This window comes from Gluconobacter sp. ESL1110 (assembly GCF_058107395.1).
The window spans coordinates 12,868-36,495 of record NZ_JBYLUK010000001.1 but is presented as its reverse complement, the minus strand read 5'-3'; the positions used below and the strand labels follow the sequence as shown (position 1 = coordinate 36,495).

At 56.0% G+C, this 23,628-nt stretch carries 20 protein-coding genes and 2 tRNA genes; 19 read left to right on the top strand and 3 right to left on the bottom strand.

What is annotated here, in order from left to right; all coding sequences use genetic code 11:
• Positions 1-21 precede the first annotated feature (21 nt).
• From AC3B6F_RS00160 to AC3B6F_RS00125, 8 genes are all read left to right on the top strand, one after another.
• The gene (locus AC3B6F_RS00160; protein WP_489822946.1) at positions 22-1,311 is read left to right on the top strand and encodes a DUF445 domain-containing protein; all 1,290 of its coding nucleotides are present in this window, start codon (positions 22-24) and stop codon (positions 1,309-1,311) included.
• Positions 1,312-1,429: 118 nt separating this feature from the next.
• Complete coding sequence (locus AC3B6F_RS00155) at positions 1,430-1,912, top strand: SUF system Fe-S cluster assembly regulator (protein ID WP_062024088.1); 483 nt, start codon at positions 1,430-1,432, stop codon at positions 1,910-1,912.
• Between the two features lie 12 nt (positions 1,913-1,924).
• A complete protein-coding gene (gene sufB / locus AC3B6F_RS00150) occupies positions 1,925-3,412 on the top strand; it encodes a Fe-S cluster assembly protein SufB (protein WP_010501390.1) in 1,488 nt (495 codons plus the stop codon).
• A gap of 4 nt (positions 3,413-3,416) precedes the next feature.
• Positions 3,417-4,187 (top strand): Fe-S cluster assembly ATPase SufC, encoded by a 771-nt coding sequence (gene sufC, locus AC3B6F_RS00145; RefSeq protein ID WP_489822944.1) that lies wholly within the window; start codon positions 3,417-3,419, stop codon positions 4,185-4,187.
• Complete coding sequence (gene sufD, locus AC3B6F_RS00140; RefSeq protein WP_489822943.1) at positions 4,184-5,377, top strand: Fe-S cluster assembly protein SufD; 1,194 nt, start codon at positions 4,184-4,186, stop codon at positions 5,375-5,377. The genes sufC and sufD overlap by 4 nt, the downstream gene beginning before the upstream one ends.
• Positions 5,374-6,585 carry a cysteine desulfurase gene (locus tag AC3B6F_RS00135; RefSeq protein ID WP_489822941.1) on the top strand — a complete coding sequence of 404 codons (1,212 nt, stop codon included), beginning with the start codon at positions 5,374-5,376 and terminating at the stop codon, positions 6,583-6,585. Before sufD ends, AC3B6F_RS00135 begins: the two co-directional genes overlap by 4 nt.
• Entirely contained in the window at positions 6,582-6,947 is a 366-nt protein-coding gene (locus AC3B6F_RS00130; RefSeq protein ID WP_010501398.1) for an SUF system Fe-S cluster assembly protein, read from the top strand. The genes AC3B6F_RS00135 and AC3B6F_RS00130 overlap by 4 nt, the downstream gene beginning before the upstream one ends.
• A gap of 17 nt (positions 6,948-6,964) precedes the next feature.
• Positions 6,965-7,321 carry a HesB/IscA family protein gene (locus tag AC3B6F_RS00125; protein ID WP_010501400.1) on the top strand — a complete coding sequence of 119 codons (357 nt, stop codon included), beginning with the start codon at positions 6,965-6,967 and terminating at the stop codon, positions 7,319-7,321.
• Here the strand turns inward: AC3B6F_RS00125 and AC3B6F_RS00120 are convergent.
• The 3 genes from AC3B6F_RS00120 to AC3B6F_RS00110 form a co-directional block, all read right to left on the bottom strand.
• Positions 7,266-8,612 (bottom strand): class I SAM-dependent RNA methyltransferase, encoded by a 1,347-nt coding sequence (locus AC3B6F_RS00120; RefSeq protein ID WP_489822940.1) that lies wholly within the window; start codon positions 8,610-8,612, stop codon positions 7,266-7,268. The two genes, AC3B6F_RS00125 and AC3B6F_RS00120, sit on opposite strands and share 56 nt — an antisense overlap.
• Positions 8,584-11,121: a DEAD/DEAH box helicase gene (locus tag AC3B6F_RS00115; protein ID WP_489822939.1), complete on the bottom strand. Its 2,538-nt coding sequence runs from the start codon at positions 11,119-11,121 to the stop codon at positions 8,584-8,586. The genes AC3B6F_RS00120 and AC3B6F_RS00115 overlap by 29 nt, the downstream gene beginning before the upstream one ends.
• Positions 11,122-11,210: 89 nt before the next feature.
• Complete coding sequence (locus AC3B6F_RS00110; RefSeq protein ID WP_023942720.1) at positions 11,211-11,663, bottom strand: hypothetical protein; 453 nt, start codon at positions 11,661-11,663, stop codon at positions 11,211-11,213.
• A 156-nt stretch (positions 11,664-11,819) separates the two neighbouring features.
• Between AC3B6F_RS00110 and AC3B6F_RS00105 the strand changes: the two genes are divergently transcribed.
• The 11 genes from AC3B6F_RS00105 (at position 11,820) to AC3B6F_RS00055 (ending at position 23,621) form a co-directional block, all read left to right on the top strand.
• Positions 11,820-13,289, top strand: coding sequence for an NAD(P)H-hydrate dehydratase (locus tag AC3B6F_RS00105; protein WP_489822938.1), 1,470 nt, complete (start codon positions 11,820-11,822; stop codon positions 13,287-13,289).
• 69 nt (positions 13,290-13,358) lie between these two features.
• Positions 13,359-13,443 (top strand) — tRNA-Leu (locus AC3B6F_RS00100).
• A 56-nt stretch (positions 13,444-13,499) separates the two neighbouring features.
• Positions 13,500-14,831, top strand: a complete 1,332-nt coding sequence (gene tig, locus AC3B6F_RS00095) for a trigger factor (RefSeq protein ID WP_023942716.1) — start codon at positions 13,500-13,502, stop codon at positions 14,829-14,831.
• 131 nt (positions 14,832-14,962) lie between these two features.
• A complete protein-coding gene (locus AC3B6F_RS00090) occupies positions 14,963-15,607 on the top strand; it encodes an ATP-dependent Clp protease proteolytic subunit (RefSeq protein WP_010501413.1) in 645 nt (214 codons plus the stop codon).
• Between the two features lie 197 nt (positions 15,608-15,804).
• A complete protein-coding gene (gene clpX, locus AC3B6F_RS00085) occupies positions 15,805-17,070 on the top strand; it encodes an ATP-dependent Clp protease ATP-binding subunit ClpX (RefSeq protein WP_010501414.1) in 1,266 nt (421 codons plus the stop codon).
• A 158-nt stretch (positions 17,071-17,228) separates the two neighbouring features.
• Positions 17,229-19,781 carry an endopeptidase La gene (gene lon / locus AC3B6F_RS00080; protein ID WP_489822937.1) on the top strand — a complete coding sequence of 851 codons (2,553 nt, stop codon included), beginning with the start codon at positions 17,229-17,231 and terminating at the stop codon, positions 19,779-19,781.
• Between the two features lie 138 nt (positions 19,782-19,919).
• Entirely contained in the window at positions 19,920-20,207 is a 288-nt protein-coding gene (locus tag AC3B6F_RS00075) for an HU family DNA-binding protein (RefSeq protein ID WP_007282110.1), read from the top strand.
• Positions 20,208-20,279: 72 nt separating this feature from the next.
• Positions 20,280-20,354 (top strand) — tRNA-Val (locus AC3B6F_RS00070).
• 20 nt (positions 20,355-20,374) lie between these two features.
• Positions 20,375-21,097 (top strand): biotin--[acetyl-CoA-carboxylase] ligase, encoded by a 723-nt coding sequence (locus AC3B6F_RS00065; protein WP_489822936.1) that lies wholly within the window; start codon positions 20,375-20,377, stop codon positions 21,095-21,097.
• A 16-nt stretch (positions 21,098-21,113) separates the two neighbouring features.
• Entirely contained in the window at positions 21,114-21,911 is a 798-nt protein-coding gene (locus AC3B6F_RS00060; RefSeq protein WP_489822935.1) for a type III pantothenate kinase, read from the top strand.
• A 51-nt stretch (positions 21,912-21,962) separates the two neighbouring features.
• Positions 21,963-23,621, top strand: coding sequence for a ribonuclease J (locus AC3B6F_RS00055; RefSeq protein ID WP_010501430.1), 1,659 nt, complete (start codon positions 21,963-21,965; stop codon positions 23,619-23,621).
• Positions 23,622-23,628: the final 7 nt, after the last annotated feature.

The following is a 23,628-nucleotide window of genomic DNA, read 5'->3' as shown; positions in this document are numbered from 1 at the left end:
GATGATGCTATCGAGGCATACATGCATCCGGATATGAAGAAAGATGTCAGTCAGGCCAGTTCACAGCGGCCTAATTCGCCTTCCAGATTGGCTGGCGCTTTGCTGATCGGCATGGGGGCGCTCGCGACGGGGACGACCTATCTTGCGGCGCATCACCTCCATGAAGAGAGTTGGGCTCTCAGTATTCTTAGGGCTGGTTCAAAGGCCGGTGTCGTCGGCGGACTGGCGGACTGGTTTGCCGTAACGGCCCTGTTCCGGCATCCGTTGGGGCTTCCCATTCCGCATACGGCTATTCTACCACGTCAGAAAGTTCGTCTGGGCCAGGCTCTTGGAAAATTCGTCTCCGGTCAGTTTTTCACCGATGCCGATGTCCATCGCGCGCTCTCAAAAATCGACCTGCCTGGCCTGATCGCCGATGCTCTGAGCGAGTCTTCGACCCGTCTTACGTTGGTTGCGACTCTCAGGGCCAGTATTCCCAGCCTCTTTGATCGTCTTGAAGACGGTCGGGCAAGCTCCGCTTTGTCCCGGGCGTTGCCAGTTCTTCTGAACGGTGAAGAAATGGCTCCTCTGGTCTCGCGTGCCATGCGGGCCATGGTCGACAGCGAAATGCATCAGGAGGTGCTGTCTTTCCTGCTGGCCAAGCTCAAGATGACCGTGGCAGCCAAGGAAGGTGACTTAAGACAGTTTGTTGAAGACCGTGTCCGTGAGCAGGGTGGTCGTTTCCTCGGATGGGCCATTGGAGGCTCTGTCTCCAATCGTGTATTGACGGCTCTCCAAGCGGAAATCGAACGTATCGACCCCATGGATTCGGAAATCCGACATGGTTTTACGGCATGGGTGAGAGCCGAAATCGATCGTATGGAAACTGACCCCGAACGTCGTCAGGATATGACGCAGGCTATTGGCTCGGTTCTGACTCATTCCAGTCTCAAGGCGTGGAGCGGGGAACTTTGGGATCGGGTCCGTCGCATGGCGGAAGAAGATTGCGCTAAAGACGACGGCTGGAGCGCATCGGTTCTGGATGCTGCCATTATCGGGTTGGCAGGGTCAATGCGTGAAAACGATGCCCTGCGAGAGCGGATTAATCAGGCCGTGGAACGTATGGTTTCCAGGTTGCTTCCCGGAATAAGGGACAAGCTGGCCGGGTTCATTGCCAATGTCATGGCGAGTTGGGATGGCGACGATCTGGCTCAGCGTCTGGAGGCTCGTGTGGGACGGGATCTCGCCTATATCCGCGTCAACGGGACTGTCGTGGGTTTTCTGGCGGGAGCTGGCCTGGATGTCATTTCCCGTCTGTTTTTCGGTGTCTGACGGGCTTATACCGTCTCAGGATATCACAAACTTCTTGACCTTTGTGACAGCATGGGTCATCTGGAACCTAATCAGGACTTCCTAAGTCTTGAATGAATGCAATGTGAGTGTGCAAGCTATGCTGAGGCTCTCCAAACTGGCTGATTATGCCACCGTCCTTCTGGTCCATCTCGGGCAGCATGAGGGTCTGGCAACAGCCGCCGCTCTGGCCGGAGAGACTGGCGTCCCGGAACCCACCGTTGCGAAGCTCCTGAAAGGACTGGCCTCAAGCGGGCTTGTTATTTCCCATCGTGGAGCTCGTGGCGGATACCGCTTGTCCCGGCCGCTTGAAGAGATCACGATCGCCACAGTCATTGCTGTTGTTGATGGTCCGATCTCAATTACGGCCTGCTGTGACGGGCGTGAGTGCGAGCATAGCTCCCTGTGCGGTCTTTCAGGCCAGTGGGACATGGTGAATGACGCCATCCTGCGAACGCTCAACAGCATTACCCTTGCGGATATGGACAAACATTCCGCCCTGCATAGCGGGAAGGTTTCCAGGGAGCCTTCTCTCGACACGACCGGCGCTACGGCTACGCCCGTAGCGGATCCGGTGAACTGAGGACACGAGACGATGCCAGCCGTGACGGAGACCCGCGAGACAGTCGAGAAGCTTGCGAAGTCCAGCTACGAGTGGGGCTTCGAGACCGATATCGAGATGGATATCGCTCCCAAAGGCCTGAATGAAGAGACAGTCCGCCTCATTTCTGCGCGCAAGGAAGAGCCTGAGTGGATGCTGGAATGGCGTCTGAAGGCGTTCCGCATGTGGCTGGAAATGAAAGAGCCGGAATGGGCCAAGGTCAGCCATCCGCCGATCGACTATCAGGATGCCCATTATTTCGCTCAACCGAAAAAGAAGCCTGGCCCGAAGAGCTTGGATGAAGTCGATCCAGAGCTTCTGAAAACCTATGCAAAGCTCGGAATTCCCCTTCACGAGCAGGCTCTGCTGGCTGGTGTTGAAGGTGCGGAAGAACAGAAGCGGATGCCGGTTGCCGTGGATGCGGTGTTCGACAGTGTGTCTGTGGCGACGACGTTCCGTAAGACGCTGGAAGAGGCTGGGGTTATCTTCTGCCCGATTTCCGAAGCCATTCGCGAGCATTCGGATCTGGTCAAGCAGTACCTTGGGTCAGTCGTTCCCGCCGGTGACAATTTTTTCGCTGCGCTGAACTCCGCTGTCTTCACGGATGGATCTTTCGTGTACGTGCCCAAAGGCGTGCGCTGCCCGATGGAACTGTCTACCTATTTCCGCATCAATGCGCGGAATACCGGGCAGTTCGAGCGGACGCTGATCATCGTCGAAGAGCGCGCCAGCGTGTCCTATCTTGAGGGCTGCACAGCGCCGCAGCGTGATGAGAACCAGCTTCATGCTGCCGTTGTCGAGCTGATTGCGATGGATGACGCCTCCATCAAGTACTCCACGGTCCAGAACTGGTATCCAGGGGATGATGAAGGACGAGGTGGCATCTATAACTTCGTAACGAAGCGCGGTGCCTGCCGTGGTGCACGCTCCAAGATTTCCTGGACGCAGGTTGAGACAGGATCTTCCATCACGTGGAAATATCCATCCTGTGTTCTGGCTGGTGAAGGATCGGTTGGTGAGTTCTACTCCGTAGCCGTGACCAATAATCATCAGCAGGCCGATACGGGTACGAAGATGATCCATCTGGCGCCCAATACGCGCTCGACGATTATCGCTAAAACTATTTCGGCCGGCAAATCAGACAGCACGTATCGTGGTCTCGTTCGCATGCAGCCAAAGGCTCGCAACGCACGCAACTTCACGCAGTGCGACAGTCTTCTGATCGGTGACCAGTGTGGCGCACATACTGTGCCTTACATTGAAAGCCGGAACATGACGGCGCGCATTGAGCATGAAGCAACGACGTCAAAGATTTCCGAAGACCAGCTTTTCTACTGCCGCTCCCGTGGACTTTCTGAAGAAGACGCGGTTGGTCTGATCGTCAATGGATTTTGCCGCGAGGTGCTCAAGGAGCTGCCGATGGAGTTCGCGGTCGAGGCTCAGAAGCTGCTGCAGATCAGCCTCGAAGGAAGTGTGGGTTAAAGACATGAGTGATTTTCTGAAAATCCAGGGTCTCGAGGCCCGCATTGATGCCGACGGTACACCGAAGGAAATCCTCAAGGGGATAGATCTCGAAATTCCCAAGGGTGAAGTCCACGCCATCATGGGCCCGAATGGTTCCGGCAAGTCCACGCTGTCTTATGTGCTGTCCGGCCGTGAAGACTACGAAGTGACGGGCGGTAGCGCGACCTTCAAGGGTGAGGATCTGCTGGCGCTTGAGCCTGAAGAGCGTGCGGCGTTGGGCGTATTTCTGGCGTTCCAGTCCCCAGTCGAACTTCCGGGCGTGAATAACGCAAACTTCCTGCGGACAGCCGTCAATGCCGTTCGCCGGGCGCGTGGCGAAGACGAACTGGATGCCGTTGCTTTCCTCAAGGCCGTTCGTGCCGAGACGAAGCGTCTTTCCATGTCGGACGAAATGCTGAAGCGTGCCGTTAATGTTGGCTTCTCTGGCGGTGAGAAGAAGCGCAATGAAGTGCTTCAGATGCGCCTGTTGCAGCCGTCTTTCGCCATTCTTGACGAGACGGATAGTGGCCTAGACATTGATGCGCTGCGTATCGTTGCGGATGGCGTAAACTCGCTGCGTGGCCCTGATTTCTCCGCTCTGGTCATTACCCATCATCAGCGTCTGCTCGACTATATCGTGCCAGATCGCGTGCATGTGATGGCCAAGGGCAAGATCATTTATAGCGGCGGCCCGGAAGTGGCGAAGACGCTTGAAAAGCAGGGCTATACGCAGTTCCTCGAGGCAGCAGCGTGAACGTAGCGATAACAGTTCAGACTTCTCCAGGGCTGGAGGCTTTTGTCGGACGTTCCGCAGGGCAGGGAACTGCGCTCTCTGCCATGGGTATTCCGACGCGCCGTGTTGAGGCGTGGCGCTACACGCCACTTCGTGCGTTTGCTGATACAGTCTGGGCAGAGGCTCCGGCTTTTTCAGACGCGCAGGCGCAGACAATGCTTGCTGGTCTTCCTCTGCCAGAAGCCGGAAACCGTGTGGTTTTCGCCAATGGCCGGAAGGTCGAAGCGTTCAGCAGCCTGTCGGACAGCATTGTTTCGACGGCAGCAGAACCAGCAGACCCGCTTGAAGATCGCTTTTCGGCAGTTCTCAATGCAGCGCTTGTACAGGACGGCTTGGCAGTTCGCGTACCTGCGGGAACTGATGCCGGAATGCTGGCACTGGTGTCTCTGACAGTTGGCGAGAACATCTCCACGCACCTGCGTCATCGGATTGTACTTGAAGAGGGTGCGTCCTTGACGTTGTTTGACGTCAATGCGGGAGAGGGGCGTTATGTCACCAATCCACGTTTGGACATTGTCGTTGGCAAGGGCGCGCGTCTGACGCATGTGAAGCTGCAACAGGACAGTCTTACAGCAGGGCATCTTGCCATCGTTGCGGCTTCCGTCGACGGTAATGGCAATTATGATAGCTTCACCCTCAACAATGGGAGTGAACTGGCTCGTCATGAAGTTGTGGCCAAGCTGACAGCCGCTCATGCACAGGTCCATGTCAATGGAATCCAGATCGTCGATGGCAGCCGCCTGAACGACCTGACATCCATGATCCATCATGCCGCGCCAGATTGTGGTTCGCGTCAGACCGTCAAGACCGTGTTGTCCGAAAGCGGACAGGGTGTGTTCCAGGGCAAGATCCTCGTGGATCGCATTGCTCAGAAGACAGACGGCTACCAGATGAATCAGGCGCTTCTGCTATCGGAAAAAGCGCAGATCAACAGCAAGCCTGAGCTGGAAATCTATGCGGACGACGTCAAATGCAGCCATGGTGCAACCGTAGGCGCGCTGGACGACGAGCAGCTTTTCTATTTGCGCTCCCGCGGTATTCCGGAGGCTGAAGCGCGTGACATTCTGGTTCGCGCTTTCCTTCTGGATGCGCTGGATCTGATCACGGACGAGACACTGCGCGATCTGTTGCAGGGGAGCATTCGCGCATGACTCCGGCGGTGCGTTCCCAATTCCCGATCCTGTCCGAACGGGTGCATGGGCGCCCGCTGGTCTTTCTCGATAGTGCCGCGTCGGCCCAGAAGCCCGAACGTGTGATCGAGGCGATGCGTGAGGCGGCATATCATCAGTATGCCAACATTCATCGCGGCCTCCACTGGATGAGCGAGCGCACGACGGAAGCCTATGAAAGCACGCGTGATGCTGTCGGTCGGCTTCTGAATGCGCCGGACCGCCGTGAAGTCATCTTCACGCGAAACAGCACTGAAGCCATCAATCTGGTCGCTCATAGCTTAGGGTCGCTTCTGAAGCCGGGGCAGGCCGTCCTGATTTCCGAACTTGAGCATCATGCCAATATTGTTCCGTGGCTCATGCTGAAGGATCGTGCAGGGATCGAACTCCGTGTCGCTCCTATGATGGAGAATGGCGATCTGGATCTCGAAGCGTATGAAGCGCTTCTTGAAGATGGGAATGTTGCTCTCGTTTCCATCACGCATATGTCCAACGTGCTGGGAACAGTCACCCCTGCGAAAAAGCTGGCAGAAATTGCTCATGCTCATGGCGCGCGTATCCTGTTTGATGGATCGCAGTCTGTCGTGCATCGCAAAATCGATGTTCAGGACATTGGGGCCGATTTCTTTATCTTCACGGGTCACAAGCTCTACGGGCCCACAGGCATTGGTGTGCTCTGGGGCAAAAAAGAGCTTCTGGATGCGATGCCGCCTTTTCTGGGCGGTGGGGAAATGATCCAGAATGTCTCTTTCGAACGTGCGACCTGGGCAACGGTGCCGCATAAGTTCGAAGCTGGAACCCCTGCCATTCTCGAAACGATCGGCCTCAAAGCGGCGATCGAGTTTGTGGAAGATATTGGTTACGACACCATTGCCACCCATGAAACCGAACTGACCGTTTACGCGGAACAGCGGCTGGGTGAGGTTCAGGGTCTTAAAATCCTTGGATCTCCGGACGTGCGTGGCGGTGTTCTGTCGTTCACGCTGGATGGGGCGCATCCTCATGATCTGGCAACGCTGCTGGATCAACTGGGAATTGCCATTCGGGCCGGGCAGCACTGTGCAGAGCCGCTGATTCGTCGGCTTGGCCTGCATGCCACGGCTCGTGCCAGTTTTGGTATTTATACAACGCAGGACGAGATTGACGTTCTGATCACAGGCCTTGAACGGGCCCGGATGATGCTCACATGAGTGAAGCCATGACCGAAAATCCAGTAGAAGAAACAACCGTACCTGCACCTGACGGAACAGCTCCGGACCAGGATGCTGTTATTGCAGCAATTGCTACGGTCTATGACCCGGAAATCCCGGTTAATATCTACGAATTGGGCCTGATCTATGCCATCGATCTACACGACGATGGCCGGGTCAACGTGGAAATGACGCTGACGGCGCCAAACTGCCCCAGTGCTCAGGAACTGCCAGAAATGGTGCGGGATGCCATTCTGAAAGTTCCAAGCGTAACAATGGCCACGGTGGAAATCGTCTGGGATCCGCCTTGGGATATGAGTCGTATGAGTGACGATGCGCGACTTGCGCTCAATATGTTCTGATCTGAAAGGGCAAAACCATGTCCGAAACTCTGACGCGTCGGCCGCTTCCGGCACTTATGACAGTCTCTGACCGTGCTGCTCAAAGGCTACGGGTTCTCTATGCCGGGGCTCATCAAGGTGAACTGCTGCGGATCGGTGTAGGAACGCGGGGGTGCTCAGGCCTGTCCTACGAGATGACTTTCGTTAAGGAACCAGCTGACACTGATGAGCGTGTGGAAGATCAGGGCGTAACCCTGCTGGTGGACCGCAAAGCTACGCTGTTTCTGACCGGAACGGTGATGGACTACGAGGTCAAAGACCTCGAAGCCGGTTTTACCTTCAGGAATCCAAATGAGAAGGGGCGCTGTGGTTGCGGCGAGAGTTTTCACGTTTGATCCGTTTCGGATCGCGTGAGAACACCAGAACCGTTTCCACTTCCGTGGACCAGAGGAACTGGTCCACGACTGTCCAGTTCAGCAGGGAATATCCTGCTTCTTTCAAAGCACGACCGTCCTTTTCAAGGGCTGCCGGATTGCAGCTGATATAGACAATGTCCTTCACGCCAGACTTGGCGAGCGGGACTGTCTGTGCTCCGGCACCTGCATAAGGGGGGTCTAGAACAACAGCACGTGTCGATTTCAGATCATGCGGAAGAAGTGGCTGCCGCATAAGGTCACGCTGGTAACCTTCGACGCGACGCCCACCTGCAGCCGCCTTCAGGCAATTTGCGGCAGCGAGTTCGCCTTCATAAGCCAGAACACGCCCTTTTTCTGAGAGCGGGAAGGTTAAGGTGCCACAGCCAGCAAAAAGCTCTACGGTAATGTCTTTCTTGTTAAGGGATGGCAGTCCCTCAACAGCCGCTTGAACAATAGCATTTTCAGCGTCGCGTGTTGCCTGAAGAAACGCTGCAGGCGGTGGAGAAGTTTCCACCTCCCCAAAGCGTTCCTTGACGGGTTTTGTTTGAGAAACCGTTTCAATCGAACGGTCTTTCGGATTCTGCCACGATATTCTTGGAAGATTGTAAGCCCGACCAAAAGCCGCCAGCTTACTGCGATCAGCACTCGTCAGTTCCGCAGGGGTAGAGAGCGTCAGGTCCGGGCCACTGTCCAGAAGGTTCAGCACCAGGCTGCCGCGTCCCGTTAGGGCACCCAAGGTTCCAAGGACCTCTCGCAATGGCGAGAGAAGGGCAAACAGGTCCGGATGCAGAAGATGACATTCCGTCATATCAACGGGATCACCATTCCGGCGGTGTAGCCCCAGAATAATGCCTCCGGGAATACGCTGAATAGCGAGGTCCATCCGGCGACGCGTATAGGGTGCTGTCTGGTACTGGCCGGGAGTCGGAATATCCTCAAAGCCTGCGGCATCCAGAGCAGCGGAAACGCGGGCTGTCTTCCATTCCAGGAGGGCTGGAAGTGACATTTCCTGAATCGCACATCCGCCACAGTCGCCGAAAAGGCTACATGGGGGAGCAACGCGATCCGCAGATGGATGAGTAACTTCGATCAGTTCAGGACGAGTTCCTGAAAAGCGCGCAAGCACTTCTTCTCCCGGCAGTGTGCCGGGAAGAAAAAGAACATGCCCATCATGATGAGCAACGCCGTCACCCGCGGCGCCAAGACCTTCAATCCGGAGGGGGAATGCTCCGGTCCCCGGGTTATTCATCACCGTAATGACGAGCGTCATGCTGAACTGGAAGAGTCAGATCCGTCTCTTCGGAGACTGACAGACGGCGCCGACGGGGCACCAGCATGAATGCGGGAGTATCCCCGCCAAAGCCAGTTTTGGGCGTGTCGTTTTCAAAGGCTGGAGCCAGCTCAACAGATTTGCGATTCTGAACAGGCGCTGAAACAGGGGGGGCTTCTATAATGGTTACCCCTGTCTCAATGGTTTCATCCCGGCGGTTGCGTTTGCGGCCACCACGACGACGCTTTTTACGCTGCCCTTCCGATTCGTCGTCATTTCCGGCTTCGACTGCGTGCTGCTGATGAGGGAGAGGGTGCTTTGGAGCCACAATCGGACGACCATTTTCGTCTTCCTGTGCCCAATCCACAGAGCGGATTTCCGGAGCATCAAGACGTGCAATGGTTTTGCCCGTCAGAGTCTCGATGGCCTCAAGCAGACGACGGTCACGAGGGCCAGCAATGCTGAACGCATGTCCGTGTTTGCCGGCACGGCCTGTGCGACCGATACGGTGTACATAGTCTTCTGCATTGAACGGAAGATCAAAATTGAAGACGTGAGACAGGCCGCCAATATCGATTCCGCGTGCTGCAACGTCAGAGCAGACGAGAATTTTCAATTCGCCTGATTTGAAGTTGTCCAGCGTGGAAAAGCGCAATGACTGCGCGAGATCACCATGTAAATGACCTGCTGCGAAACCATGCTTCGTCAGGTAACGCTGGAGCATGTCCACGTCACGTTTGCGATTGCAGAATACGATTGCACTCTGCACATCCTGCGAGCGAAGCAGTTTGCGAAGAGCTCGACGTTTCTCGTCTTCGTCGACGATAATCAGACCTTCTTCAATCGTCGTCGCGACGGAAGAGGGACGGGAGACCGTAATCTCCACCGGATTTCTCAGAAATTCGTCTGCGAGTCGACGGATTTCAGGAGCCATCGTTGCGGAGAAAAACAGCGTCTGACGATTGCGGGGCAGAAGGCTGACAATTTTTTCAATATCGGGAATGAATCCCATGTCCAGCATACGGTCTGCCTCGTCGATCACGAGCGTGCTGGTTTGTGTCAGCAGCAGGCCGCCACGGCTGAAGAGATCAAGAAGGCGACCAGGCGTGGCAATCAGGACATCCACGCCACGGTTCAGAACATCCCGCTGTTCAGCCATGCTTTCTCCGCCAATCAGCAGCGCATGGGTCAGCCGGAGATGTTTGCCGTACAGCTTGAAGTTATCTGCAACCTGCAGGGCAAGTTCCCGTGTTGGCTCAAGAATGAGCGAACGTGGCATTCTTGCGCGCGCGCGGGAGCCTGACAGCTTTTCAAGCATGGGGAGTGTGAAGGACGCCGTTTTACCGGTTCCTGTCTGGGCAACGCCCAATACATCATGGCCTTTCAGGACTTCCGGGATAGCCTGGGCCTGAATTGGAGTCGGGTGTTCGTACCCCAGCTCCAGAATTGCCTGCATGATGGGATTTGAGAGGCCTAGATCTGCAAAGCGAGGTTGGTCGGCAGAGGTCTGCAATATCTCGGGAAGAGCAGAAGTTTCTGTCGGTGCCGCCTCAACGTCCACGATTACTGCGACATCCGCCACAGGTGTTTCTACAGGGACTTCGACGGGGAGAGGGTTCTTTCTAGGCCGACCACGACGTTTGGGGGCCTTGGGTAGCTGGTCTGGAGAGATTGTCAGAAGGTCAGGATTTTCCGGAATGACCGAGGTCGCTTCTTCTGCGACCGGCACGACTTCAGGGGCGACCTTAGGCTTTCGTCCGCGTTTTTTGGGCGTTGAAGGGGTAGCGTCTTCTACCGCAACCTCAGTCAATGCTTTGGGCTTGCGGCCACGACGCGGTTTGGCTTCTTCAACGACAGCCACGTCTTCGGCAGCCAGCGGTGCCTCGGTTGCTTCAATAGCGATTTTAGGCTTCCGTCCACGCTTCTTGGGAGCCGGTAGTGCAGTCTCTTCCGCGGCAGCTTCAACAACGACAGCCTTGGGCTTGCGGCCACGGCGCTTGGGTGCAGGAGCGTCGACAGTCTCTTCAGGAGCCGCTTCTGCGACCTTATCCATAAGGCTATCGGCTTTGCGCGTCCGGCGTCGGGGTGGGAGTGTTGAGTCTTCTATTTGCGCTTTTGTGCGTCGCGCACGGCGAACTGGTGTTGCCTCTACAGAATCGCTTTCCACTTCGGTCGCAACCGGTTCGGATATTTTGATTTGCGCGGCTCTGACGCGCGGCCGGGACGGTGCCGCGACTGTCTCAGTGGCAGTTTTTTCTGCCGCAGAACGACGGCCTCGCGTCTTCTTCTCGGTCACGACTGGTTGAGAGACAGCCTCATCAAGGCTCTCTGTTTCAGTCGATGAATTCTTGATTGCCTTTGCGCGAGCGCCAGCGGGACGGCCGCGCTTCGCAGGGGCAGAGGTACGGGACTTGGAAGGACCGGAGGTCGTTTTCGCGCTCAAATGACTCTCGAGACTCTCGTTGACGGTACAGGCCAGATAGACTGTGCCGGAGTTGAGGGCGGGCACGTGTCCCGCAACTTTAAAGTGGTGCGTTATCGGCTAAACGCTGGAAAGGCAAGCGATACAGCCCATAAAGCGCCATATCGCTACCACAATCACATGCCGTGCGCCATGGCTGCAATCAGAATGTTCAGAAGACCCAGTCCTGCCATCAGGACGGTCCGGTTCCGCAGGCTGTCAAAAACGGCTGGCTGTGGGCGAAGGGCCCGCCTTGCACGCAGGAAAGGCCCACGAGCTGTTGTGATGAAGACGATCGCCATTGCGATGCCGATTAACTGCATGGCGTTAATCGTCCAGTTGACGGCGCCAAAACCGCCCTCATGAATGACAAGTGCCCAGCCACTGACCAGCGAAAACGGAACAACCTGCCAGAGTCCTTTGAAGAACCGGGTATAATTCTGCAGCAGTACCGAAGCGCGCGGGCCTGGGTCGAGTAGGCCAACCGTGGAGCGGACAACCAGAGCCGAATAGATCGACCCGCCGATCCAGTAAGTCATGCAGAGAAGATGGATTGCGAGCACGAGGCTCCAGACAATTGAACCGGTCATTGATCCTCATCATGGTCAGGTGCGTAAAGGAAGGGCAGGGCGTATCCCTGACGTATCTTTGCAAGATTACCCGACCCCACCGGCAGAATGCCATAGGGAACGCGGAAGAGCTCTCTGCTTTCTGCAAACAGTGATCCCATCAGGAGAAACAGCGCCGTGTCTTCATATCCACTTGCCCTTCTGACACCACAGGAAAGCGATAGGATGGATCATGCGGCTTCAGCCGTTGTTCCTGTTTCACAGCTTATGGAAAGGGCGGGATGGGCAGTCGCACGTGCAATTCGCAAGCGGTTCGCACCCTGCCGTGTCGCAGTGGTGTGCGGCCCGGGAAATAACGGTGGGGATGGCTATGTTGCTGCCTGTTTTCTTGCTCAGTGGGGATGGTCAGTGCGTGTTGTGGCCATGGCGGCTCCTAGGGAGGGTAGCCCCGCCTATGATGCTGCCAGTCACTGGAATGGGCCGGTACTGCCGTTCGATGTCCACTCCGTCGAAGGGGTGGATATGATTGTGGATGCCGTTTTTGGTTCAGGTCTCAAGCGGCCTGTTCAGGATGATGTGGCAACAGTTTTGGGGGCTGTTCCGCTTCGGGTTGCCATTGATATGCCGAGTGGCGTGTCCGGGTTGACGGGGTGTGTGCTTGGGCACGCGCAGGCCTGTGCTTTGACGGTAACGTTTGTGCGTCCGCGCCCGGGGCATTTTCTTGAGCCCGGTAAAGGGCTGTGTGGCGAGCTAGTTTGTGCAGACATCAGTATGCCCGCCGAGGCCTGGGACGGCCTTGCTCCGAAAATCACTCTGAACTGGCCAGGGCTTTGGATGCTCCCTGTTTCCGGTGACGGGGATTACAAATATCGCCGGGGTGTTGTGAGTGTCTGCGGCGGAGCGGTCATGCCGGGAGCAACGCGGTTGGCCGCCAAAGCAGCGCGTCGGACAGGTGCGGGACTTGTGAGGATTGCTGCGGGCCACGCTGCGGAGTCATACCGACTCGGTGATCCCGGGCTGATTGTTGATGGCGGGCCGCTGTCAGACTTGCTGAAAGATCAACGACGGAAAGTCTGGATCTGTGGACCGGGACTTACGCCTGATGAAGTTTCTGCTGTGCTTCCTGAGTTGCTGGGTGCTGGTCGGACCGTTCTTGCAGATGCTGGAGCGCTCGCCTGGGGAGCTGAGGATCTGTCACGCCTGAACGGAGTTGCTGCCGTCACGCCTCATATTGGTGAGTTTAAAAAACTGTTCGGCCCGGTTGAGGGTAGTCGCCCGGATGCTGCTCTTGCTGCCGCGCAGAAACTCAATGCAGTCATGGTCATGAAGGGGCCGGATACCATCATTGCCGCCCCGGATGGACGCATTGCCATCAATGCCCATGCGACGTCCGCGCTGGCCACGGCAGGCTCCGGAGACACGCTGACAGGAGTTATTGCAACGCTTATGGCCGCGGGGATGGAAGTCTGGGAGGCCTGCTGTGCAGGTGTCTGGCTGCACGGAGAGGCCGGGATGCAGGCGGCGAGGCAGCATGGCGGGTGGCCTGTAGCAGAGGATCTGGACCTGCCGCTCGGTGCTGCCCGAAAGCTTGCAACAGAGCTTTCCAAGGGCGATTTAAGCAAAAACCCGGTGGCCGCCCTGTTGTGAAGTAGCGTGTCATGCGCTAAAGGCCGCGCTTCCAAGGTTCGGTAACACGAACCCCGGAGACGGGGCTGAGCGGGCGTGGTGGAATTGGTAGACACGCCAGATTTAGGTTCTGGTGGCGCAAGTCGTGGGGGTTCAAGTCCCTCCGCCCGTACCAACCCGGTTTCCTGAGAAGAGATTTTAACTTACCCGACCGAGAGGATCGCCTGGCTCATGCAGGTTACGCCCACGCTCAACGAAGGACTTAAGCGCGCCTTCACTGTCGTTGTCCCTTCTGCGGACCTGCAGGCCCGTCGTGCAGCCCGACTCGCTGAAGTTGCGCGCACGATCAAGCTTCCGGGTTTCCGTCCGGGCAAGGTTCCGGCCTCTCTCGTCAAGCAGCGTCACGGCGCTGCCGTCAACGCAGAGCTGATGGAAGAAGTCATCAACGATACGGTTGGCAAGCTGGTTCAGGAGCAGGACGTTCGTCCGGCCATGCAGCCGAAGGTCGAGCTGGTTTCCGCTCCTGATTCCGAAGGCGATCTTGAGTTCAAGATTGAGATGGAAGTGCTGCCGGCAATCGAAGTTCCGGATCTGTCCGGTCTGAAGCTGACGCGTCTGACCTCCAAGGTTGATGAAGAGGTCGTTAACAAGGCTCTGGCTGATCTCGCCCGTCGCAGCCGCAAGTTCGAAGCCATCGAAGAAGATCGTGCAGCCGTAAAGGGTGACGTGGTCTGCGTTGACTTCGTGGGCAAACTGGATGGCACGCCGTTCGACGGTGGCACGGCAGAAGACGTGAATGTCGAAATCGGCGGTGAAGGCTTCATCCCGGGTTTTGCCGAGCAGATGGAAGGCATGAAGGCCGGGGAAGAGCGCGTCATCAACGTGACGTTCCCGGAAGACTATCAGGCTGAAGAACTGGCCGGTAAGGCCGTGACATTCGACATCAAGGCGAAGTCCCTGAAGAAGCCTGTTGATCCGGAAATCAACGACGATCTGGCCAAGGACATTGGTCTCGACAGCATCGAGCAGATCCGTTCCCTGATCACGGAGCAGGCTGAAGGCGAGTACAAGCAGCTCTCCCGTCTGCGCATCAAGCGTGAGCTTCTGGATGCCCTGTCCGAGAAGACAGACTTTGAAGCTCCTCAGAGCATGGTTGATGCCGAGTTCGCGCAGATCTGGGCCCGCGTCGAGCAGGACCGTGAAGCCGGCCGCATGGACGAAGAAGATGCAGGCAAGGACGAAGAGACCCTGCGTGCAGACTACCGTCGTATTGCAGAGCGTCGTGTGAAGCTGGGTCTGCTGCTGGCTGAAATCGGCCGCAAGCAGGAAATCCAGGTTTCCCGCGAGGAACTTCTGGGTGCGATGCAGCAGGAAGCGCAGCGCTATCCGGGCCAGGAAAAGATGGTTTTCGAGTTCTTCTCCAAGAACCCGCAGGCTGTTGAAGGTCTTCGTGGCCCGATCCTGGAAAACAAGGTTGTCGATTATCTGATCGAGCTGGCTGATGTCACCGAAAAGGAAGTCACACCGGAAGAACTCGCAGAAATCCCGCCTGCAGAGCTCTGAGAGTACTGACGCAGAAAAGGCGGGCACTCTTCGGAGTGCCCGTTTTGCTGTCTGCTCCCTTTGACGGAACGCTCTGCCGGGTCCATGTTAAAGAATACAGACAGCCCATCGGGCATTGAGGAACAGACAGTATGACCATTGGGGACCGCGATCCCGTCGAGGTGTTCAACAACTCTCTGGTGCCGATGGTAGTCGAGCAGACTGCCCGCGGAGAGCGAGCTTTCGACATTTTTTCACGTCTCCTTCAGGAGCGTATCATCTTCCTGACCGGCCCGGTTTACGATCAGGTTGCTTCCCTGATCAGTGCACAGCTCCTTTATCTTGAGAGCGTGAACCCGACCAAGGAAATTTCTTTCTATATCAACAGTCCTGGCGGTGTCGTTTCTGCTGGTCTCGCGATCTATGACACGATGCAGTACATCCGTTGCCCGGTGAGCACGGTTTGCATTGGTCAGGCGGCGTCCATGGGGTCGCTGCTTCTGGCCGGTGGTGAGAAGGGGCATCGGTACTGTCTGCCAAATGCGCGCGTGATGGTGCATCAGCCTTCTGGTGGTGCGCAAGGTCAGGCGTCCGATATTGAAATTCAAGCTCGTGAAATTCTGCTGATTCGTCAGCGCCTGAATGAAATCTATCGTGAGCATACGGGGCAGACGCTGGAAGAGATTGAGCGCAAGCTCGAACGTGACAGCTATCTGTCTGCTGAAGAAGCTAAAGAGTTTGGTCTGATTGATGCGGTCGTGCGCCGTCATCCGGCAGTTCAGTCTGCTCAGGACTGACCGGTTTCAGAACGCAGGAGGAGTTTTTCTCCTCTTGGAAAAGAAAAGCGGCATCCCGATATGCCGCTTTTCATGTCTTGGAGTTACGTGCTCCGGGGTTGCCGAAGGCTGAGACCTCGGCCTAGAGTTTTAAGTGCTTCAGCATGTCTGCTGCCGAAAAGCGGTCGGTGCGTGTGTGAGGGGAAAGAGGAACAGCGATGAGCAACAAATCCGGCGATTCAAAGAACACCCTGTATTGCTCGTTCTGTGGGAAATCCCAGCACGAAGTTCGCAAGCTGATCGCTGGTCCAACAGTTTTCATCTGTGATGAGTGTGTTGAACTCTGCATGGACATCATTCGCGAGGAGCATAAGACGCACCTTGTGAAATCCCGCGACGGTGTTCCGACGCCCAAGGAAATCTGCAAGGTTCTGGACGATTATGTCATCGGGCAGTTCGAGGCCAAGCGTGCGCTGTCGGTCGCCGTTCACAACCATTACAAGCGTCTGGCCCATGCGCAGAAGAACAGCGATATCGAAATCGCGAAATCCAACATTCTTCTGATTGGTCCTACAGGTTCGGGTAAGACGCTGCTTGCGCAAACGCTGGCTCGTATTCTTGATGTACCATTCACGATGGCAGATGCCACAACGCTGACTGAAGCCGGTTATGTGGGTGAAGACGTTGAGAACATCATCCTGAAGCTGCTTCAGGCCGCTGATTATAACGTTGAGCGTGCGCAGCGCGGCATTGTCTACATCGACGAAATCGACAAGATCTCGCGGAAGTCCGACAATCCATCCATCACCCGTGATGTTTCAGGCGAAGGCGTACAGCAGGCGCTTCTGAAGCTTATGGAAGGGACGGTTGCGTCCGTGCCGCCGCAGGGTGGTCGCAAGCATCCGCAGCAGGAGTTCCTGCAAGTTGACACCACGAACATGCTGTTCATCTGTGGCGGTGCTTTTGCGGGGCTGGACAAGATCATTTCGGCTCGTGGCAAGGGATCAGGCATCGGCTTTGGCGCGGATGTGCGTTCTGAGGATGAGCGTCGTCTAGGGGCAATTCTTCAGACAGTAGAGCCTGAAGATCTGCTCAAGTTCGGTCTTATTCCGGAGTTCATTGGGCGTCTGCCGGTTATTGCAGCGCTGAATGATCTTGATGAAGCTGCCCTGATCCAGATTCTCAGTAAGCCGAAAAATGCTTTGACCAAGCAGTATGGGCGCCTTTTCGAGATGGAAGGGGTCAAACTGTCCTTCACGGAAGACGCACTTTCCGGCATCGCCAAGCGGGCTATCGAACGCAAGACCGGTGCCCGTGGCCTTCGTTCCATTATGGAGAACATCCTGCTTGGGACGATGTTCGATCTTCCAGGACTGGAAGGCGTTGAGGAAGTCGTCATCAACCGTGAAGTGGCGGAGAGCAAGGCCAACCCGGTTTATGTGTACGGGAAGGGCAAAAGCGAACCGACGGAACAGTCTGCTTGATGATGTCGAAAAGGCCGTCTTGTCAGTCGGCCTTTTTGTCACAACATTGAAGACAGACGCTGTCTGAATTCGTGCCTTTTCTGCATGAAGAGACATTACGGTGCTCGCGCTGCCAAGCGGGCGGGGGCCGTAAGATCGTCCCTACGGAGATCAAGTGAATGACTGACGATACAAAACCCAAGACGCGTCGCCGCACAAAAAAAGTGGACGATGCTGCGGTCGTTGAAAAAAAGACCGTCCGCAAACCTCGTGCGACAAAAGCGGCTAAAGAGGCTGTGCCTGCAGAAATTGTGACGGAGGCTGCTCCGGCTGCTCGTCATGATGTCATGGCGGTTCTTCCGCTGCGGAACATCGTCGTTTTCCCGCATATGATTGTTCCGCTCTTCGTTGGGCGTGAGAAATCTGTAAAGGCTCTTGAGGCAGTTACGCGGGACAGCAAACAGATCCTTCTTGTCGCGCAAAAAGACGTTTCGCAGGATGATCCATCTGTTGACGATATCTATCGCTACGGAACGGTCTCCACCATTCTGCAGCTTCTCAAGCTGCCAGATGGAACAGTAAAGGTTCTCGTCGAAGGCACGCGTCGGGTTCACATCACGCGACTGTTTGATGTGGACGGGCATTTCGAGGCCGAGGTTGAAGAAATTGCAGATGCGCCGCTCTCCGCGACGCCAGGCAGCGATCTCGAAGCACTTGGGCGCTCGACGGTTTCCCAGTTTGAGCAATACATCAAACTCAACAAGAAGATCCCGCCTGAGGTCATGGTCTCGATCAATCAGATCGATGATCTCTCCAAGCTTGCGGATACGATTGCGAGCCACCTGAACCTCAAGATTTCTGAAAAGCAGGAAATTCTTGAGATGCCGTCCGCTGAGCAACGTCTCGAACGAGTGTTTGCTCATATCGAGACGGAAATCGGGGTTCTGCAGGTTGAGAAGCGCATCCGGAACCGTGTAAAGCGGCAGATGGAGAAGACGCAGCGTGAGTATTATCTCAACGAGCAGCTCAAGGCGATCCAGAAGGAACTTGGAGAAGGCGAGGACGGCAAGGACGAACTTGCCGAGCTTGAAGAGAAGATCAACAAAACGCGGCTGAGCCGTGAAGCCAAGGAAAAGGCCCATGCGGAGCTGAAGAAGCTGCGCGGTATGAGCCCGATGTCCGCAGAGAGTACGGTGGTCCGGAATTATCTGGACTGGCTGCTGGGTATTCCGTGGAAAAAGCGTTCCAAGATCACCAAGGAATTCACGCACGCTGAAGGTGTGCTTGAAGCCGAACATTACGGCCTTGAGAAGGTCAAGGAGCGCATCCTTGAATATCTTGCCGTGCAGACGCGTTCCCAGAAGATCAAGGGACCAATCCTGTGCCTCGTTGGGCCGCCGGGTGTCGGTAAAACGTCTCTGGCACGCTCGATCGCCAAGGCAACGGGCCGTCAGTACGTTCGTATGTCACTTGGTGGTGTGCGTGACGAATCGGAAATCCGCGGTCATCGCCGGACGTATATCGGTTCCATGCCTGGGAAAATCATTCAGGGCATGAAAAAGGCGAAAACGTCTAATCCGTTGTTCCTGCTGGATGAGATCGACAAGCTGGGGGCTGACTGGAGAGGCGATCCGTCTTCCGCGCTTCTTGAAGTGCTGGACCCGGAGCAGAACTCCACCTTCGCCGATCACTATCTGGAGGTCGACTACGATCTTTCAGACGTCATGTTCGTGACGACGGCCAACAGTCTCAATATGCCTCAGCCTCTTCTGGACCGCATGGAGATCATCAATCTCTCGGGCTATACGGAAGACGAGAAGGTCCAGATTGCGCGTCGACATCTGCTCTCCAAGCAGGCGGAAGCTCACAATCTCAAGCTTGATGAGTGGACCGTTTCTGACGAGACGCTTCTTGAGTTGATCCGGTCTTATACCCGTGAGGCAGGTGTCAGAAATCTCGAGCGCGAAATTGCCCGTCTGGCCCGCAAGGTTGTGAAGGAAATCATCACGACCGGCGTAACGCACGTTGAAATTACACCAGAGAATCTTGGTAAATACGCAGGCGTACGTCGTTTCCGTCACGGAGAAACCGAGACGGAGGATATGGTTGGTGTCGTAACCGGCTTGGCCTGGACACAGGTTGGCGGTGAGATCCTGACCATCGAAAGCGTTATGGTTCCCGGTAAGGGGCAGGTGAAGCAGACGGGTAAACTGGGTGATGTGATGCAGGAAAGCATTGCAGCAGCCCTGTCTTATGTCCGCTCACGGGCACAGGATTTCGGTATCCGGCCGCCGCTCTTTGAAAAGCGGGATATTCACGTTCATCTTCCGGAGGGAGCAACCCCGAAGGATGGTCCGTCCGCAGGTATTGCGCTTGCAACGTCTCTCGTCAGCATCATGACGCAGATCCCCATTCGCCGGGATGTTGCGATGACGGGCGAAATTACGCTTCGTGGGCGTGTGCTGGAGATTGGCGGCCTGAAAGAGAAGCTGCTGGCTGCATTGCGAGCTGGAATCAAGACGGTTCTCATTCCGAAGGACAATGAAAAGGATCTTGCAGAGGTTCCTGAAAATGTCCGTCATGCGCTCAAGATCATTCCAGTAGCCCATGTCGATGAGGTTCTGAAAATTGCCCTCACGCGCATGCCTGAGGCAATTGAATGGGATGAAAGTGTGGACCCGATAGGTGGAATTGCTGGCGAGAAAGCCTCTCCGGCGGCACTTCCACACTAACGGTTGGGTCCTTCTGCGATTCTTACAGTTGACGCGGCCAAAAAGCGCTTCATAGTGCGGCCGCAGATCGAACAAGCACCTGAGCCGCAAGACTCTTCGGAGGATGGCTCGGGTGCTCTAACACCAGAAAGGCACATCATGGAGAAGCCCCTCAACAAGCAGGAACTGATCGCCGCCGTTGCAGACGCCGCCGATCTTCCGAAGGCAAAGGCCAGCGAAGTTGTCGATGCGGTGTTCAGCACGATCGAGAAGACGCTCGCCAAGAAGCAGGAAGTCCGTCTCGTGGGCTTCGGTAGCTTCGTGACCGCTACGCGTAAGGCTGCCAAGGGCCGCAACCCGCGCACGGGCGAAGAGATCGACATTCCGGCATCTACCTCTGTCCGTTTCAAGCCGGGCAAGGGTCTTAAGGACGCCGTAAGCGAATAAAAATTCGCTTTTATGGTTCTGGGTGTCTTTACGGGCGCTCAGAACCGTGTATATAGGCCACGTGTTTTCTGAGGGCGATTAGCTCAGCGGTAGAGCGTCTCGTTTACACCGAGAGGGTCGGCAGTTCAATCCTGTCATCGCCCACCACATGAAGACTGACTGTACATATGGCCTGGCGTTTCGAATTGTATGAGACGTTGGGATCGACTTCCGATCTCTGTAAAGAAAAAGCTGAGGCTGGAGCGCAAGAAAAGCTCGCCATTCAGGCTTTTGCCCAAACCTCTGGGCGCGGAACTCGTGGTAGAAGCTGGGTCGATCCTGGCGGTAATCTGGCAATATCCCTTCTTTTTCGACCTGTGAACGCAACAGATTTTCTGGCTGCTATTCCTTTTCTGACGGCTCTGAGCCTCTACGAGACTGCGCGGCAGTTCAGTACGGGTGAAGCTGATTTCATGTTGAAATGGCCGAATGATCTTCTGCTCTCTGAGCGCAAGATGGCAGGCGTTCTGATCGAAGTAGGGGGACGCGCAGATCATAAATGGATCGTCGTTGGCATTGGAGCCAATCTCCGGAAAGCTCCCGAAATTGAGGGCCGCAAATTATCCGCATTGTCCGAAGTGGCTGCGTCCCCTGATCCCGTGGTTTTTGGTCGTAACCTGACCCTTCAGATGGATCATTGGGTCGGTGTCTGGGAGGCTGCGGGATTTGCTCCCATTCGGGAGGCATGGCTTGAACGTGCGCATCCTGTCGGACGTCATCTTGCGGTTCAGCGCCGTGAAACATATATATCAGGTTCATTTTCAGGATTGGACGAGCAGGGACGTCTACTTCTTGCGCTTCCAAGTGGTGAAATCATACCGGTTGTAACCGGCGATATCTTGCTGGACTGAAGGACCGGATTGAAACGTGCTTCTCGTCATTGATGCTGGCAACACGAATGTTGTGTTTGCAGTTCACGATGGATCGTCGTGGGTCGGTCAATGGCGCATGTCCACGAGCGACTCCCGTACTGCTGACGAATACGCTGTCTGGCTTCTGGGCCTGTTTGATCGCATTGGGCTGAATGCTGGCTCCATCACACGTGCTATCATCGGAACGGTTGTTCCTGCGGCGCTTTACGATTTGCGTCGTTTCTGCAGGCAGTGGCTGGATGTTGAGCCGCTTGTAGCGAATGCGGGGCTGGACTGGGGTATTGAGGCACTGGTTGATAACCCGGCAGAACTCGGGGCAGACCGTCGTTTGAATGGCCTTGCTGCTCAGCACTTTTACGGTGGCCCCCTCATTGTTGTTGATTTTGGCACGGCAACGACGTTTGATGTCGTGAATGAATACGGCCAGTACTGTGGCGGAGCGATTGCTCCGGGCGTCAATCTTTCCATCGATGCCTTGCACAGAGCGGCTGCCCGTTTGCCACGTATGAGCATCGGGCGTCCTCTGAACGCGATTGGCCGAAGCACAAGCGTTGCCATGCGTTCCGGACTCTTCTGGGGCTATGTTGGCCTGGTTGAAGGGATCGTGGGCAGAATTTCCGAAGAAATGGGCGGTCGCCCCAAGATTATTGCAACGGGTGGTCTCGCGCCTCTGTTTTCAGAGGGCACCAACCTGTTTGACGTGATGGCCCCGGATCTGACCCTGGATGGCCTCCGTCTTCTGGCTGATCGTAATGCGATGGCTCAGCACACCCATTCCCCCGAAGGCATGTAGGCTTTCGGCAATGAATATCACTGATGATGTTAACACATGTAAGGAACAACTATGACGGATACACCTGACGGTTTGTCCTTCCTGCCTCTGGGCGGGACGGGCGAGATCGGCATGAATTTCAATCTTTATCGTCTCACGAAAAACAACAAGGAAACCTGGCTCGCTATCGACTGTGGCATTGGCTTTTCGGGCAACGATACGCCTGAAGCCGAAGTTCTGATGCCAGATCCGACATTTATTGCGGATCGAGCAAAAGACCTCTGCGGCCTCGTGATTACCCATGCGCACGAAGATCACCTTGGTGCTGTCGCGCATCTGTGGCCTTATCTGCGTTGCCCGGTTTATGCGACCCCGTTTGCTGCGGCTGTTCTGCGTCGGAAGCTGCATGAGGCTCATCTGGTCAATCAGGTGAAGATTCATGTCGTGATGCCAAGCTCGCGGTTCCACGTCGGACCTTTCGATCTTCAGTTTGTCGCTGTCACCCATTCTGTGGCTGAAGCGCAGGCTGTTGCTCTCCGGACGCCGCATGGTCTCATTGTGCATACGGGCGACTGGAAGCTCGACGAGAACCCGCTGGTCGGCCCTAAGACGGATCTTGAAGAATTCGGTCGCCTCGGAGACGAGGGCGTTCTGGCGATGGTGGGTGACAGCACCAACGTCATGAAGGAAGGGCGTTCAGAGTCTGAGGCTGATGTTCGCAAGGGCCTGACGGATCTGATCACGAGCCTTCATGGCCGTGTGGCCGTGACGTGCTTTGCCAGTAACGTGGCGCGCGTTGAGAGTATTGCGAAGGCTGCCATGTCCGCCGGTCGTGCGGTCATGATCGTGGGGCGTTCCCTGCGTAATCTTGAAACGGCTGCCCGTGAGTGCGGTTATTTCAGTGATCTGCCGCCATTCCTGACGGAGCAGGATGCACGCGATATCCATGATGATAATCTTCTGATGATCATCACGGGAAGTCAGGGCGAACCTCGTTCTGCGCTGTCTCGCATCGCCTCGGATACCCATCCGAATATTTCTCTCGGTGAGGGCGATACGGTTATTTATAGTTCACGCGTCATTCCGGGGAATGAGCAGGCTGTCATGGCTGTGCAGGACAATTTGTCCCGTCGTGGCGTGACTGTTCTGACGGACAAGGATGCTAAGGTTCATACGTCCGGCCATGCAACGGGCGATGACATTCGCGTACTGTACGGGATTGTCCGCCCGAAATACAGCATTCCGACCCATGGTGAATGGCGTCATCTGACAGCTCATGCAGCTCTGGCGCACGAGATGGGTTCTGAACCGATCCTGCTAGAAGATGGTGACATTCTGAACCTGTCTCCGGGTGATGTCCGGGTTGTCGACACGGCGCCGACTGGTCGTCTGGCACTGGATGGTGGGCGCCTTCTGCCGATGACGGGTGGCGTTCTGGCGGCCCGTCGCAAGATGCTGTTTAACGGCATGGTCATTGCGAGCTTCGCTGTAGATGACGAAGGCTATGTCATTGGCGAGCCCAAGATCAGTGCACCTGGTCTGCTTGAGGCGGAAGACCCGGAAAGCATTCGCATTCAGGAAGAATTCGCTGATTCCATTGACGAAATCCCGGATGAGCTGCGACAGGACGACACGGCCTTCCGTGACGCAGCCAAGACGGCTCTGCGCCGTGCGCTGGGGCGGAAGCTTCAGAAGCGCCCGCTTGTCGATGTTCATTTGCTGCGCGTCTAAGAGAAGA

Coding starts and splice junctions, on each gene's coding strand:
- AC3B6F_RS00160 (WP_489822946.1), top strand. CDS start 22: ATGCATCCGGATATGAAGAAAGATGTCAGTCAGGCCAGTTCACAGCGG.
- AC3B6F_RS00155 (WP_062024088.1), top strand. CDS start 1,430: ATGCTGAGGCTCTCCAAACTGGCTGATTATGCCACCGTCCTTCTGGTC.
- sufB (WP_010501390.1), top strand. CDS start 1,925: ATGCCAGCCGTGACGGAGACCCGCGAGACAGTCGAGAAGCTTGCGAAG.
- sufC (WP_489822944.1), top strand. CDS start 3,417: ATGAGTGATTTTCTGAAAATCCAGGGTCTCGAGGCCCGCATTGATGCC.
- AC3B6F_RS00135 (WP_489822941.1), top strand. CDS start 5,374: ATGACTCCGGCGGTGCGTTCCCAATTCCCGATCCTGTCCGAACGGGTG.
- AC3B6F_RS00130 (WP_010501398.1), top strand. CDS start 6,582: ATGAGTGAAGCCATGACCGAAAATCCAGTAGAAGAAACAACCGTACCT.
- AC3B6F_RS00125 (WP_010501400.1), top strand. CDS start 6,965: ATGTCCGAAACTCTGACGCGTCGGCCGCTTCCGGCACTTATGACAGTC.
- AC3B6F_RS00120 (WP_489822940.1), bottom strand. CDS start 8,612: ATGACGCTCGTCATTACGGTGATGAATAACCCGGGGACCGGAGCATTC.
- AC3B6F_RS00110 (WP_023942720.1), bottom strand. CDS start 11,663: ATGACCGGTTCAATTGTCTGGAGCCTCGTGCTCGCAATCCATCTTCTC.
- tig (WP_023942716.1), top strand. CDS start 13,500: ATGCAGGTTACGCCCACGCTCAACGAAGGACTTAAGCGCGCCTTCACT.
- AC3B6F_RS00090 (WP_010501413.1), top strand. CDS start 14,963: ATGACCATTGGGGACCGCGATCCCGTCGAGGTGTTCAACAACTCTCTG.
- clpX (WP_010501414.1), top strand. CDS start 15,805: ATGAGCAACAAATCCGGCGATTCAAAGAACACCCTGTATTGCTCGTTC.
- lon (WP_489822937.1), top strand. CDS start 17,229: ATGACTGACGATACAAAACCCAAGACGCGTCGCCGCACAAAAAAAGTG.
- AC3B6F_RS00075 (WP_007282110.1), top strand. CDS start 19,920: ATGGAGAAGCCCCTCAACAAGCAGGAACTGATCGCCGCCGTTGCAGAC.
- AC3B6F_RS00065 (WP_489822936.1), top strand. CDS start 20,375: ATGGCCTGGCGTTTCGAATTGTATGAGACGTTGGGATCGACTTCCGAT.
- AC3B6F_RS00055 (WP_010501430.1), top strand. CDS start 21,963: ATGACGGATACACCTGACGGTTTGTCCTTCCTGCCTCTGGGCGGGACG.